9 protein-coding genes and 2 pseudogenes are annotated in these 12,651 nt (G+C 69.6%); all 11 read right to left on the bottom strand.

What is annotated here, in order from left to right; all coding sequences use genetic code 11:
- Nucleotides 1-11: 11 nt before the first annotated feature.
- Nucleotides 12-323 carry a hypothetical protein gene (locus ACWGR4_RS03770; protein ID WP_452128123.1) on the bottom strand — a complete coding sequence of 104 codons (312 nt, stop codon included), beginning with the start codon at nt 321-323 and terminating at the stop codon, nt 12-14.
- A gap of 429 nt (nt 324-752) precedes the next feature.
- The gene (locus ACWGR4_RS03775) at nt 753-1,508 is read right to left on the bottom strand and encodes a ribosome-inactivating family protein (RefSeq protein WP_452128122.1); all 756 of its coding nucleotides are present in this window, start codon (nt 1,506-1,508) and stop codon (nt 753-755) included.
- 575 nt (nt 1,509-2,083) lie between these two features.
- Nucleotides 2,084-2,302: a hypothetical protein gene (locus ACWGR4_RS03780; RefSeq protein ID WP_380006005.1), complete on the bottom strand. Its 219-nt coding sequence runs from the start codon at nt 2,300-2,302 to the stop codon at nt 2,084-2,086.
- 1,014 nt (nt 2,303-3,316) lie between these two features.
- A complete protein-coding gene (locus tag ACWGR4_RS03785; RefSeq protein ID WP_452128121.1) occupies nt 3,317-4,138 on the bottom strand; it encodes an LPXTG cell wall anchor domain-containing protein in 822 nt (273 codons plus the stop codon).
- Between the two features lie 607 nt (nt 4,139-4,745).
- A complete protein-coding gene (locus ACWGR4_RS03790; protein ID WP_452128218.1) occupies nt 4,746-6,377 on the bottom strand; it encodes a phytoene desaturase family protein in 1,632 nt (543 codons plus the stop codon).
- Nucleotides 6,374-6,865 carry an SRPBCC family protein gene (locus ACWGR4_RS03795; RefSeq protein ID WP_380006115.1) on the bottom strand — a complete coding sequence of 164 codons (492 nt, stop codon included), beginning with the start codon at nt 6,863-6,865 and terminating at the stop codon, nt 6,374-6,376. The genes ACWGR4_RS03790 and ACWGR4_RS03795 overlap by 4 nt, the downstream gene beginning before the upstream one ends.
- Nucleotides 6,866-7,121: 256 nt before the next feature.
- Nucleotides 7,122-7,406: pseudogene (locus ACWGR4_RS03800) on the bottom strand (S16 family serine protease); the annotation flags it as partial.
- Nucleotides 7,407-7,767: 361 nt separating this feature from the next.
- Nucleotides 7,768-8,106: a hypothetical protein gene (locus ACWGR4_RS03805; protein ID WP_452128120.1), complete on the bottom strand. Its 339-nt coding sequence runs from the start codon at nt 8,104-8,106 to the stop codon at nt 7,768-7,770.
- Between the two features lie 376 nt (nt 8,107-8,482).
- Entirely contained in the window at nt 8,483-9,886 is a 1,404-nt protein-coding gene (locus tag ACWGR4_RS03810) for a hypothetical protein (protein ID WP_452128119.1), read from the bottom strand.
- 893 nt (nt 9,887-10,779) lie between these two features.
- Nucleotides 10,780-11,125 (bottom strand): annotated as a pseudogene (locus tag ACWGR4_RS03815) (MFS transporter); the annotation flags it as partial.
- Nucleotides 11,126-11,321: 196 nt separating this feature from the next.
- Nucleotides 11,322-12,389: an agmatinase gene (gene speB / locus ACWGR4_RS03820; protein WP_452128118.1), complete on the bottom strand. Its 1,068-nt coding sequence runs from the start codon at nt 12,387-12,389 to the stop codon at nt 11,322-11,324.
- Between the last annotated feature and the right edge of the window lie 262 nt (nt 12,390-12,651).

Consider the following 12,651-nt stretch of genomic DNA (forward strand, 5'->3'; position numbering starts at 1 on the left):
GTGCCGCGCGGCTATTTGGTGGTGTCCGAGATGAAGAGTCGGGCGAATTTCTCGATCTGTCGACGGGTCTCGACGGTCCCGTTCTGCGGGCCAAAATAGAACGGCCTCGGCAAAACAAAATCGGGGTTGTTGTTCCGCAGGATTTCCCGCTCTTCATACATGTAGTGAGAGAAGGACACCGTGTTTGCTTGGAGTTCCCGGGTTTGCGATGTGTAGACCCGGGCCTCGCTGCCGTCGAGCGGCAGAGCCATGGCGTTGCCCGCCCGGTTGCGCCGGCTCGTGTAACGTACGCCTTCGCTATAGGCGGCGGACAAGGCGTTCATGGCGTCCGCGACGATCCGGCGGAAACGGGAGTTCTGTTCGTAAGGGTCTGGGTTTCACTCAAAGAACCAGCAATAGGGTGACCCGCTGCGCGACGTATCTCGTCTATCGTGTCGTAATATATCTGCCTGCCGTCCTGGCCGGTGCTCTGCAGTGTGATGATATGGGTGGTGATCCACGTTATCGTGCCGGGCCGGACGTCCGCAGAGGACGGTTGGATGGTGGCCCCCAGAAAGGTGAGAGCGGCCATCATGCAGGCGAGTGCGCGGAGCACGGTTTTTCTGGTGCGGATTCCTGACATCATTATTGTGCAGACTCCGGATCCGGTCTGGTGGGATTCCTGGGCGGACGGCTGGTGAACGGGGACGGAGGGCAGCCGCTTCCGGCCGGAGGCGGCTTCCCCTGCGCCACCGGGATGGCACCGTACCGCCCTAGCCATCTTTGCCCTTGATGGTCCTGACGTACGTGCGCACGTCCTGCCAGGTGTGCAGCGTTGTGTCGAGTCCTGTGATATAGCGCGGCGAAGTGCTCGGGTTTTCGGTAACGGCGTGGGCGAAGTTCGATACATCCTGCCAGGACGATCTCAGTCGCAGAGCCTCGTTGTCGAGATACTGATGGTTGCTGCTGCCGTCCAGTGCTGCGGAAAACTCGTCGCGGTAGTGGGGGAAGCGAGCGGCTTCGGAGAATGCCGCCATGAATTTGAACATCGCCAGGGAGACCTGCTGACGCATTGTTCCATTCGCACTCTGGCGGTCGACGACACCACCCAGGGTGTATGCGGTGGAACGCATGTCGTATACGTCCGTCCGGGTCGGCTCCGCCGATACATTCTTGCGGAGGTCGGCGTACGTTCCCGCCATTCCCAGGACGGCCGGGTCGACACCGCCGTCGTTACGCCGCACCTCGTCTGCCACATTTCGGGGGGTATCCGAGAAAACGTAGGAGTTTCCGTTCCTCGCTCGGAAGCCTGCCGTGTACAGGTTCTGCGGATTCAGATACAGCCAACACAGCGGGTCGCCGTGAGCGGAGTTCAGCTGTATGACGACGAGTCCCGCCGTGCTCGCTTTCCCCATTGTTTCGTAGACGTCACCCCTATAGACGTGCCCCGCAGCTTTCCGTAGTTCCGTGACGGCTGTCTGATATCTGTCTGTGTTGTATGCGTCCGGCAGTTCGTCGTCCAGTGTCATGACGACATACCTGGTCGTGTGGTCGGGGGTGTCCGCGCCGGCGGACTGTACGGGGGCGCTCAGTGAAAGCGCGAGGGCTCCCAGGCAAAGCACTACCGCGTGGCGGCGCCGGTAACGGCGCGGCCGAGTATTCGATGTCATCGCTGCTTGCTCCATGCTCCAGTCGACGGGGAAAGGCGTCCGGCAAGCACAGGGAGGTGTTCGTCGCATCATTCGCCTCCGAGGCGCAACTGCGGTTCACGGAGCCGGGCTCGAACCCTTCCTCGATGGGCGAACCGAGAATCTGCGTGCCGGCTTTATCCAAGTGACCGTGCAGGGTGCCTACTTGTGACAGGCAACGTGAGCGCCGGGCGAAGTGTGTCGTCTGGCCGCGTACGAGTGAGCGGGCCCGGGGCCACTACCCGGATGCCGTCGGCGGCCCTTCGTGCGCCGCACGAGGTGGGTCGTCGACTCGTCGACGGACTCGAAGTCGGTGAACGGGCACGTCACCGGTGTGCCCTTGCCGCACGGCCGCTGGGCAATGACGCGGAGAACGAACGTGGAAACGATGATTCCGGGGAGCCGTGTGCGGGTGTTCAGGGGTGTCCGGCGCGGGGGCCGGGGACGGGGGTGGGCCTGCCGGCTCCGGGTGGGCGTGTGCGGGGCCCGGGGCCGGTGTTCGCCGGTGTGGCCGGGGTTTCCCAGGGCAGTTCGCGTCCGGCCGCGATCCATTCGTTCGACAGAGCGTCGAACACCGGGGTGTCCTGGCGGTCTTGGGCGGGGGTGGGTTCGGGGCGTGCGTGGAGGTTGCTCATGCACGGTCCAACGAGTGGTCCGCGTCGCGGGTTTGGTGCCGTCTCGTTTGGAGTGTGCGAAGGCGGGAGGCGGGGCGTTGCCAGACGGTTGCCCATCGCGTCGGCGAAGGTCACCGGGAACGTCCATCCCGATCCGGGGGCGGCTGCGGGTCGCTCCACAGTCGTGCCTGGGGGACCGGCGCCGTCAACGCGTCGACGTCGCCGTTCGAGCGTGGATCGCTGTGCCTCGTGCCCGTGAAGGTGCCCCCGCCGGCCCCGGTCCCCGAACGATCACAGGCGAGTCGCATGCGGGCAAACAGAGCGGGCGATTTCGATCACGAATCGTCACGCTTCGACGTCGGCTTCAGCCACTTCGGCTTACGGCTGTTTCCCGGCCGGACGGCGTCCTGCGCCGTTCGAGTGGTGACGCGTCGTTCGTGTGCCCGGTCGACGCGTGGGTGGTACCTCTGGAATGGCTTCTTCGGCGGAAAGGGGAGACCCGTGTCCGATGTCGCCGCCTCACCGGCGGAGAATTCACGAATGGTTGTCACCGTGTACCAGGTCGGCCCGGACGGCACCAGGCTCGTACGCGGTTCCCGTGTCCACTGCGGTACCGCACCGCCCATTCTCGTCTTTCCCCAGGAACCACCCTGTCGGTGCTCGAACGGTTGCCGCTACCCCGCCGATGGCGGGGAGCCGGACACGCCCGGCTCGGCCGGTGCCTGATCCGTCGCAGGCGCGAGAGGTCGGGTTCCGAACCCGGTTTCCGTGGGGCTCGGAGACTTCGCCCGCAGCCCAGCGGGCCCCATCAACACGTCGGCGTGCGGGTACGCAGACCGGCCGATGCCGGAGCTCGCGTCCCCCGGCGTGCGGAGCGCGGTGATCACCGACGGCACCGGTCTCCGGCAACATGCCTCCGGAGACCGGTGCCACGCGGACCCGCGTCAACCGAGAGCGTCGATCGGTGTCGCGCGTTCCATCGGACGGCCTGCACCCGGCGCCGATGTCGGGCGCCGGGCGTTACTCACCGTCGGGTCAGGCCGCGGTGCCGCGGTTGCCACGGCGGCGGCTGACGTAGAACAGACCGCCGCCGAGCACCAGCACCCCGCCGGCGGACGCGCCGATGATGGCCGTGCCGTTGCTGTCGCCGCCCGTCTCGGCCAACTTCGTCCCCGGAGCCGCGGTCGAGGTGACCGGTGTGGCGGTGGTCGGAGCCGAACCGGTCGACGGCGCGGACGTGGCGGGCGGAGGAGTCGTCGGCGGCTTGGAGGTGGCCGGGGTGGAAGGCGTCGGCGTGCCGGTGCACTTCTCGTTCGTGCCGCCGTTCCACCCGCCGAGCAGGTTGTCCATGTAGACGTCGTCGTAGTGCGGCAGCGGGTACTGGCCGCCGTCGTACTTCTTGTGGTTCCCGAGCAGGTCGTACTGGACGAAGCACGGCACCGGGTACTTGGTGGCGTCGAACGTCACCGCCTTGTTCTGCTTGGTGATCGTGTCGGTCTGCCAACCGATGAACTTCTGCGTGCCCGAGGTCGCCCAGTTCGGGCCCTGGGTCGAGTACGTCGACAGCTGGACCGGGTACTTGCAGCCCTGCTCGAGCAGAGACGCGAACTCGTCGCTGAGCTTGACCACGACCTTCTTGGGCCGCTCGGGCATCTGCTTGCTGCCTATGCCGGACTTCACGGGAGCGCCGTCGTTGACGGTGTAGACGAACGAGGTGTCGGTGACCTTGGTGCACTGCGGCGCCTGCGAATCCCCGGTCGCGTGCGCGGTGCCGGCGCCCACGAGTGGAAGCGCCGCGAAGGCGAGCGCGCCGACGAGTGCGGCGCTCCGGACCTTCTTGTTGACTGACTGTGACACGGTTTGAGCTCCCCGAATTGTAATGAGCGAGGCCCCGGGGCCGACGTGATCGATCCGGACGGACACGGTCGTGTCGTAGGGCCTACGCGGCGAAATACTGCCGACAACGGATACCTCGACCAAGCCCGATCGCGCTCCGAAATGATCATCTGTGCTTCGCTTTCGATGCATATGGAGAGTTGTTGTTACAAGGTCATGGCATTAATGCCACCCTGTGGACCTGCCGCGGAACGCGGCGATACCCGACGTGTATCGCCGATTATCAATACGTGAGCACCTTCGCCCCCGACCGTGACGGAGGATGACGGATTCGACACGGGAAGGGAACTTTCCTCGCTCGATCGCCGGCGCCGGCCCGCCCGTCACCCGGTCGAGCGCAACGCCTGGCCGCCCGAAGGCGGTTGGTCCGCGCAAAATGGATGTCCGGGTACGCCGTGAAGGCGTCGGATCGGGCCGTGGAGGACGGGCAACGCCTGCCCCCCACCGACTCCGAGACCTCGCCTTCGGGTCGGAGCCGCGGCTTCTCCTGGTGAGGGTGCGGGCAACCACTGCGGGTCCGCCGTCGACGAGGTGATGTTCCTCGGCGCGACCCGGCTCCGCGGCGTGATCACCGCGTTCTCCCGCCGGGATCGTCGACCCCGGTCGACGGTCGGCCGACGATGCGGGTGAGTGCGCAGCGGTCGGCGTTCAGGGCGGCTCGGGCGGCGTTCGCGCCGCATGCTCCGTGTACGCCGCCGCCGGGGTGGGCGGAGGAGGAGGCCAGGTACAGCCGGCGGATCGGCGTGCGGGCGCGGCCGGTGCCGGGGACGGGGCGGAAGACGAACTGCTGGTGAGGCGCGGCGGACCCGCCGTTGAGGGCACCGCCGACCAGGCTTTCGTTCGCCGCTTCCAGAGCGAACGGGGAATGGATGCGCCGTGCGGTGATCCGGGCGCGGAATCCCGGTGCGAACGTTTCGATCCGCCGTTCGACGCGGTCGGCGTACTCCTGCGTTTCCGCGGTGTCCCAGCGTCCGGTCAGACGCCCGCCCAGGTCCTCGGTCACGTGTCGGGGAACGTGCGTGTACGCCCATGCCGACTCCGTTCCCGTGGGGGAGCGGGTGGGGTCGGTGGTGGTCATCTGTCCCAGGAGCAGGAACGCGCGTGAAGGCAGTCGCCCGGAGCTCACCTGCACGGCGTAGTCGGAGAGTTCCGTGAGATCGGCGGCCACGTGTACGGTGCCGGCCTCGGCCGCTCCGGCCGCGGTCCACGGGATCGGCCCATTCAGTGCCCAGTCGACCTTGAACGTCCCCGGGTCCCAGGCGAATCGGCGCACGTCGTCGCGCAGCCGGGTGGGCAGATCGTCCCAGCCGACGAGGCCGCCGTACAACGTCGGCGCGGGAACGTCGGCGAGCACGGCCCTGCGCGCCCGTACCGCGCTGCCGTCCTCGGTGCACACGCCCAGCGCGGTGCCGCCGCGCACCACCACCGTCGTCACCCGCGTCCCGCACCGCACGACGCCCCCCTTCGCGGTCAGGCGCCGGACCAGGGCGTCGGCCAGCGCGCCGGCGCCGCCCATCGGCGCGGGCCAGCCGTACTGCTGCCCGAGCATGGCCAGGAGCCACCCGAACGCCGCGCTCGGGGCCGCCTCCGGCAACAGATCGGCGTGCAGGGCACAACCCGCCAACAACATGACGGCGCCGGCATCGGAGAACTCCTCCTCGCCCAGCCTGCGCACCGGAAGGGCCAGCATGCGCGCGAACCGCAACCCGTCCGCCACACCCAGCCGCGCCGCGAGCGCCAGACCGGATCGGACCGGGGGAAACGGGGTGAGCAGCGCGTTCACCACATGCGGATCCAGACGTTCCCACAGCGTGGACAGTCGCCGCCAGGCGTCGGCGTCGGAGCCGGCGAAGTCGGCCGCCAGTCCCGCGGCGGTGGCATCGACACCGCGCCGCAGCACCGCGCACCGGCCGTCACCGAGTGGATGCGCCAGGACCGCCGGGGCGTGGCTCCAGCGCAGCCCGAACTCGTGCAGGTCCAGCGCGGTGATCGCCGGCGAGGCCGCCGCGAGGGGGTGGAAGGAACTGAACGTGTCGCTCACGAAGTCCGGATGCACCCCGCGGTCGCTGTGGAGCGCGCCACCGGGCACCGCGCGGGCCTCCAACACCTCGACTCGCCATCCCCGGTCCGCGAGGATGTTGGCGGCCACGAGGCCGTTCGGCCCGGCCCCGATCACCACAGCGTCGGCGTCGTGGGTCATCCGCTGTTCCCGTTGGCGGCCTTCGAGGCCGAGGCTCCGCGTTCGGAGGCGACCTGCGGCTCCTTCTCCACCACCCGAGCGAGGTTGCGCAACATCCGGCGGTTGCGCAGATGCAACAGGGCCTCGCCCGGCGGGCCGTGCAAACGCGCGGCCGGACCACGCAGCGGATGCTCGTCCACCATGACCAGGGTCGCGGTGTCCCAGGGCAGGAGCTCGATGCCGATGCGGGCGGTTCCGAAGGGGGAGGCCACGGCCTCCAACTCCAGACGCTCGCCCGGCACGCACAACCGCACGATGCACTCGTCCCGGAACGTAAGGGGCCCGAGCCCGACCGCGTAGACCAGGTGAGCGCCGGGACGCGGCCACGTATCGTCGAACCTTTCGACGTGCCGGGTGCCCACGACCCACTCCGCGTACCGCCGGGCATCCGCGAGCACGCTCCACACGCGGGCGGGATCCGCGTCGATCAACTGCTGCCTTCGTGCCATACCCGGCGACTACCCGGCCCTGCCGACCGTATCCGGACGGCCGGGGTCGAGCGCCACCGCCCGGCCGGGCCGCGGTCCTCGTACCGATGGCCGGATCGACGCGGCACCGGCGCCGGCCGGCTGCTCGGCACGACGCGACGTGGCCTCCCGTCCTGAGCGCGTTCAACGCGTCGACCGCGCCGGACGGCGTCTCCACCGGGACTAGTCGCAGTCCGCCACTGCCCGCCCGGTCCGCTTCGCCGCACTCGGCCTTCGGAAGGACGAACACGGTTGCGTGGTCCCGTTTCGCGGCCAGGAGCTTCATCGGCAGACCACCGATCCTGCCGACCCGGCCGTCGGCGTCCATCGAGCCTGTGCCGGCGATGGTGCGTCCGCCGGTGAGGTCCTGCTCGGACAGTTTGTCCACGATCCCCAGGGCGAGAAACAACCCGGCGCTCGGCCCACCGACCTTGCCGGTGTGAAAAGCGGGCTTCGCCTGCTCGGTCGACATACCGAGGTACGTGAGAGCCGCGGCCGTGGCATCGTCCTGTGCCTTCTTCATGCCCCGAAGGTTGGTTTCGACGACCTGCTCGACCGATTTCCCGTCGGGATAGACCGACTCCTTCGGCACAACCGCGGACACCCGGAGAACAAGCTTGGAACGAGCCACGCCCGATCCGGCGGATCAACGTCGGACGGGCCACGCCCGGTTCGGTGTACCAGGCCGACGCGATATCCGTTTCGGGTGCGAAAGGGCCCGTGCAGGAGCCGTAGTCGGGCTGTTGCGTCGCCGATTGCGGGAGTCGGCGTTGCCGACCACGATGGCCGGTCCGACCGGGCCCGGCATGTTGTGGCAGGCGTTGGCGCCGTCGTTCAAAGGGCCGGCTCCCACCGGCGAACGCCACCTCGATCGCCACGAGGGATCAGGGGTTCGGCGGATTGCCTGGGGGCCGTGGTGGCGGTTCGGTGGCCGCGGGCTCGGCGGCGTCCTGGATCCGGATGGCCTCGGTGATCGCGGCGGTGCGCTCCTGGGGGCTCAGGGAACCGGCGGCGTTCTCCAGCGCGGTGAAGTGGCGACGGCGATCCGCGCAGCGACTCCGGGTATTGATCCACGCGGTACACGCCGGGATGGCGGCGGCCAGGATCCACAGGACGGCCAGGAGGAAGAAGCCGATGGCTATCCACTTGGGCACGCCGACGAGCGCGGCGAGCAGAGAGCCGGCTCCGAGGGTGAGGGGAGAGAAGGGGTTGGGGGCCTGCACTGCGCGACCTTTCGGGTGGGACGGTTTCACCATTGATCCGGTCGGCCGGCTTTTCCGGCGGTCGCGGAGGCGGGTATGGCGGTTGTCGGAGCGTGTCGCGGAGCGGCGTGCGGGAGGTGCCCGCAGTTCGACCTCCCGGCCCCGTAGTCGTCGGGGAGTGGGCTGCTCCGTCGGCTCGGGCGTCGCCTGGCCGGTCGCCTGTGGAGACGACGCCCCGATCCCCCGTGAGCGGGCTTTGTGCATTCCTCCGGACGCGCGGCGCGCGTGCGGGATTCCGTGGGGAACAACCCCAATCCGGCGCTCGGGCGCCGGGGTTGCCTTTTCTGCTGCCTGTCCGGTTGCCATACCTACTGCGTTTCCTGTGGCCTCACTGTTGTCATTCCTCTTGCCTCACCTGCTGCCGGACGACGTGTCTCCGGAACATGTGACCAGGAGGAACGCATCGCCCGGCGGGGTGGCGGCGCCGACTCTCCCTCCGGGGCGTCGTCCGGGCGCGATGGCCCCTTTGCCCTCCACCTACCGGCGGAACCCGCCGCGTGCCCGCTTCGATCCTGCCGGCGTCGGTCGCCGCCGAGGTCGCTGCCGTGCGTGTCGATGCTGTCGTTTCGCACGTCCGCGCCGGGCCTGCCTCTCCCGGCGCCGGCGGCCGGTCCCGCCACGGCGTCGCCGGTTCGTCGCGGGCGTCGATTCCGGCCCGGAGCAGGTGGTGGGTCTCGGCTGTCGCACGGGCCCGGTGGGGGAGTTCGGGGTTTGCGCCGGTGTCGGCCCGGTCGGCCCCGGCGCGCACGGCCAGGGGCCCGGCGACGATCCGTGCGCGGGTGCGGCCGGCGGTGTGCAGGCGGGCGTTCGTCTTCATGGCGCGCTCGCATGCGTCGTGCTCGGTCCCGTCGGCGTGAACCGCGTACCGCCGCGCTCTCGAGATCAGCGGTTCGGCGAGCGGTCGGGCGCGCATTCCGGCCGAGGCTTCGGCGCGTTCGTGGAGTTCGTGGGTCGCGAGGGGCTCGGGTCGGACGTGGGCGATCCGGTCGGCGCGGGCGGCGACGGCGCGCGCCGAATGGTCGGCGTCGCAGCTCGGCCCTCGGGATGTGGTGATCCACGCCCGGGTCGGGATCGGGCCGTCCGCGCCGTCACGGCGCCACCGGATCCGCACGTCCCGGGTCGGGTCCCGGGCGGGGATGTTGCCCCGGTGGCCGTCGAGGACGTCGGGGCCACGCGCCCATGCGTTGCGGCGCACGCGGACGTCGTCCCCGGGCGGCTCGCGGTACGGGCGGGCGAGGAAGTGGACGTCGGCGACGCGGGCTTGCCGGTGCGGGTCTCGACCGCCGGCGGCGATCGTGTGCCGATTGCCGTTCCTTGCCCGGGCCCTGTTTACGGCGGACGGGTACACGTGGCGACGCGGATCGGCGGGCGGGGCCTCGTTGTCGCCGTCCCGCCGCCCGGCCGGGTGGAGCATCGCGCAGCCGAGCAGGTCGGAGGCGGCTCGGCGTTCGTCGAGGTCGCTGCCGCGAAGGGAGCCGGGCATCGCGTACGCGCAGGTGTCCCGCGAGCGGGCGACGTCGAAGTCCATGTTCCCGACGGTGACCTGCCCCCCGGGGTGCCCGTGTGCCTCGGCCGCCGCGGCGCAGCGGTACACCGCGTTCATATCGATCCCGGCCACGGCGATCCCGGTCACGTCGGCGACCGCGCGCATCGTGTCGACGAAGGCGTGGGCGGGGAGTTCGCGGCGCGGATGCGATTCCTGTTCGCCGGCGGCCGGTCGCTCGCCGGTTCGGGGCCGCAACCGACGCCCAGAGCTGGTGCCTTGCCGCGATCGGCGTCGGTGAGCGGCAGCGTGCCGGGCTCGACCCCGACCCCCGTTCGGACCGTCGCAGACGCGTTCGGGAGGCTGCTCGACGGCGGGGTGGACGTCGACCCTGCGGCAGCGGGCCGTGACCCAGCGGTATCCGGTCCGCGCGTGTGCGGCGAGCTTGGTCACCGCCCGCCCCGCCCGGCAACGCCCCGGCGCACCGGCACCGTTGGACTTGGCGAAACGAATCGGAGATGTCCGGGATCCCGCTCGACGACGATTATGATCAGGAGCGTGCCGCCGACATGAGGCGTCGGCGGTCGTCGAACGCGGGACGGCTGCCGACAGGCCGGGGCGCGGGGACGTTCGGGCGGTGGGAGGATGGTCGCAGAGGTGATCTGCACGGACGAGTCGAGCGCGCGACCGCGAAGTCCGAGTCGCCTCGTCGAGGTACGCGGCGGGGGAAACTTTCGGACAGGGCAGCGGCAGCGCCGATAACCCGTGAGACACCACGTGTTTCGGGGCGTCGAACTCCTTCGTGTGGCCGGAACATCCGGTGTCGGACAGCCGGCCGGCAGGCCATGTGGGCATGGCTTGCTTCGCTTTCTGTTGCTCGGCGGGTGGGTTGGTGCACGTGTCGCGCCCCCGGTTCGCTCCGATCGTGTGGGTCATCGGACCGGGCGTGCGATGGGAGGACTTCGGTGTGGCCGAATATGGCGCCACACCTATGGGCTACCCATCGGGTTGGTTTGAATGCTCGGAGTAGTGGCGTGATCGAAGCGTTCGGCCCACTACGATCCGAAGGCACGCCGCAAGTGCCCGCCCTCGCGCGCCCTGCGGGAGCGCGCACGCCCCTGTACGGATCGTTCGGGAACGCGCCCCCAGTCGGCGTCGGTTGCCCGGCACGGACGCGGACCCGTGGGTCGTGGGATTCCGGCGGAGGTGAATTCGTCGGTCATCGTCGAGCCGGCACCACTGCCGATGACCGACATGAGCACGGACGTGCCCAGGGCGCCGCCGACCTGCAGGGCGGTGGCCCGCAAGGACACCGGCCACGCCGCCGTCCTGGACGGGTGCGTTGCCGACGATCGTGTCCGAGGACGCAGCCATGACCATGCCGGTACCGAGGCCGAGCGCGACGAACGGCGGCCACATCATCGTGTATGAGGAAGCCGGTCTCGCGAGCGCTCCACCCGCGCAGGCGGCCCGCCCGGAGGGTTGCGTCCACGTCGGATCCGTGGCGTTCCGGACGCATCCGATCGCCGCGGACGTCCGGGCCCGGGTTGTGGCAGTGCGGCGTGGGCGGCGGCCGGCTCTCCCGGCTGGGACTCGGCCACACTACGACCGTTGTTCGACCAGGCGTCCGCGGCCCTGCAGTTGAGGACCTACACCGAGGCAGGACCGGCCGCGCAGGGACTTGCACACCGGTTCACCCCCGCGTCGTCCTGCGGTGCCGGCGGTTCGAGTCGCGGTGGACGGTGTCGTACTGCTCGAGGAGGGGGCGGCCACGGTCCCACGATTCCAAGTGGCCGTCCTTCTCGGCCTGTCGGCGGGCGATGCCGGACAGTGCTTCGAGGACGATGCGGCTGCCGAGCATCGCGGTGATGTCGGCGTGGTCGTGGCCGGGAGCGACCTCGACGACCTCGGCGCCGACGATGGGCAGTTCGTAGGCCAGGCGGCGCACCGCGTCCAGGAGTTGGCGGGAGGTCAGGCCACCGGGCTCCGGAGTCCCGGTTCCGGGGGCCATTCCCGGGTCGACGACATCGACGTCCACTGAGAGATAGACGCCGTCGCAGTCGTCCAGTGCCGTGCGGGACGCCTCGGCAAGGCAGGTCTCCAGGCCACGTTCGACGATCTCGGTCATCTCGTACGAGCGCATGCCCTGTTCGGCCATCCACTCCAGAGTCTCGGGGCCGGGCCAGTAGCCTCGCAGGCCCAACTGCAGGAAACGGTCGCTGCGGGCCGCGCCGGATTCGAGGAGTCGGCGCATCGGCTGGCCGTGGGCGATGAGGGACCCGTGGCAGATGTCGCCGGTGTCGGCGTGGGCGTCGAAGTGCACGACCGAGACCCGGCCCCAGCCGACCGCACGTGCCACGCCGGTGACGTTCGGGAGGGCGATGGAGTGGTCGCCGCCGAGTACGAGGGGAATCCTGCCGGCGGCCGAGACGGTGTTCACCGCCTGCTCCAACGCGGCATGTGCCTCTTGCGCGTTGCCGCTGAACATCATGACGTCGCCGGCGTCCTTGACGCGCAGGTCGAGAAGTCCGTCCACACCCAGCGCGAGGGAGGGCCGGCTGCCCTCGTGTTCGAGGTAGCAGGCCTGCCGGATGGCCTTGGGGCCGAACCGGGCGCCCGAACGGTACGAGGTGCCGCCGTCGTAGGGCGCGCCGAGAATGACCACCTGGGCGTCATCCCACGTCGAGGGTTCCTCCAGGTCGCACGGCGGGACGCCCAGGAAAGTGACGTCGGGGCCGTACATCGCGCCGAAGCGGGTCATCGAGAGTCCTTTGCATCACGCGGAACCGGCCGCTGGGTCAACTGTCGCGGTGCAGCGCAATACGGATACTCGGCGAACGGGTTCGTTGCCGGGCGAAGACGTTCGCGGAAGCGAGTACACATGCGCCGGGGCTGCCTCCCCGCCGCGGACGCCGCCGCACCGGCTCAAATCCTCACAGCCTTGCGCTACTACAGGTATGGACGAGCCTTCGACGGCACTCCATATGGTCTATGGAAGGCTGAGCGACACCTGCCCGGGTGAT

Source organism: Embleya sp. NPDC055664, from assembly GCF_053618075.1.

Excerpts from the sequence above, each read along its gene's own strand:
- ACWGR4_RS03770 (WP_452128123.1), bottom strand. The coding sequence starts at position 323 with ATGAACGCCTTGTCCGCCGCCTATAGCGAAGGCGTACGTTACACGAGC.
- ACWGR4_RS03775 (WP_452128122.1), bottom strand. The coding sequence starts at position 1,508 with ATGACACTGGACGACGAACTGCCGGACGCATACAACACAGACAGATAT.
- ACWGR4_RS03780 (WP_380006005.1), bottom strand. The coding sequence starts at position 2,302 with ATGAGCAACCTCCACGCACGCCCCGAACCCACCCCCGCCCAAGACCGC.
- ACWGR4_RS03790 (WP_452128218.1), bottom strand. The coding sequence starts at position 6,377 with ATGACCCACGACGCCGACGCTGTGGTGATCGGGGCCGGGCCGAACGGC.
- ACWGR4_RS03795 (WP_380006115.1), bottom strand. The coding sequence starts at position 6,865 with ATGGCACGAAGGCAGCAGTTGATCGACGCGGATCCCGCCCGCGTGTGG.
- speB (WP_452128118.1), bottom strand. The coding sequence starts at position 12,389 with ATGACCCGCTTCGGCGCGATGTACGGCCCCGACGTCACTTTCCTGGGC.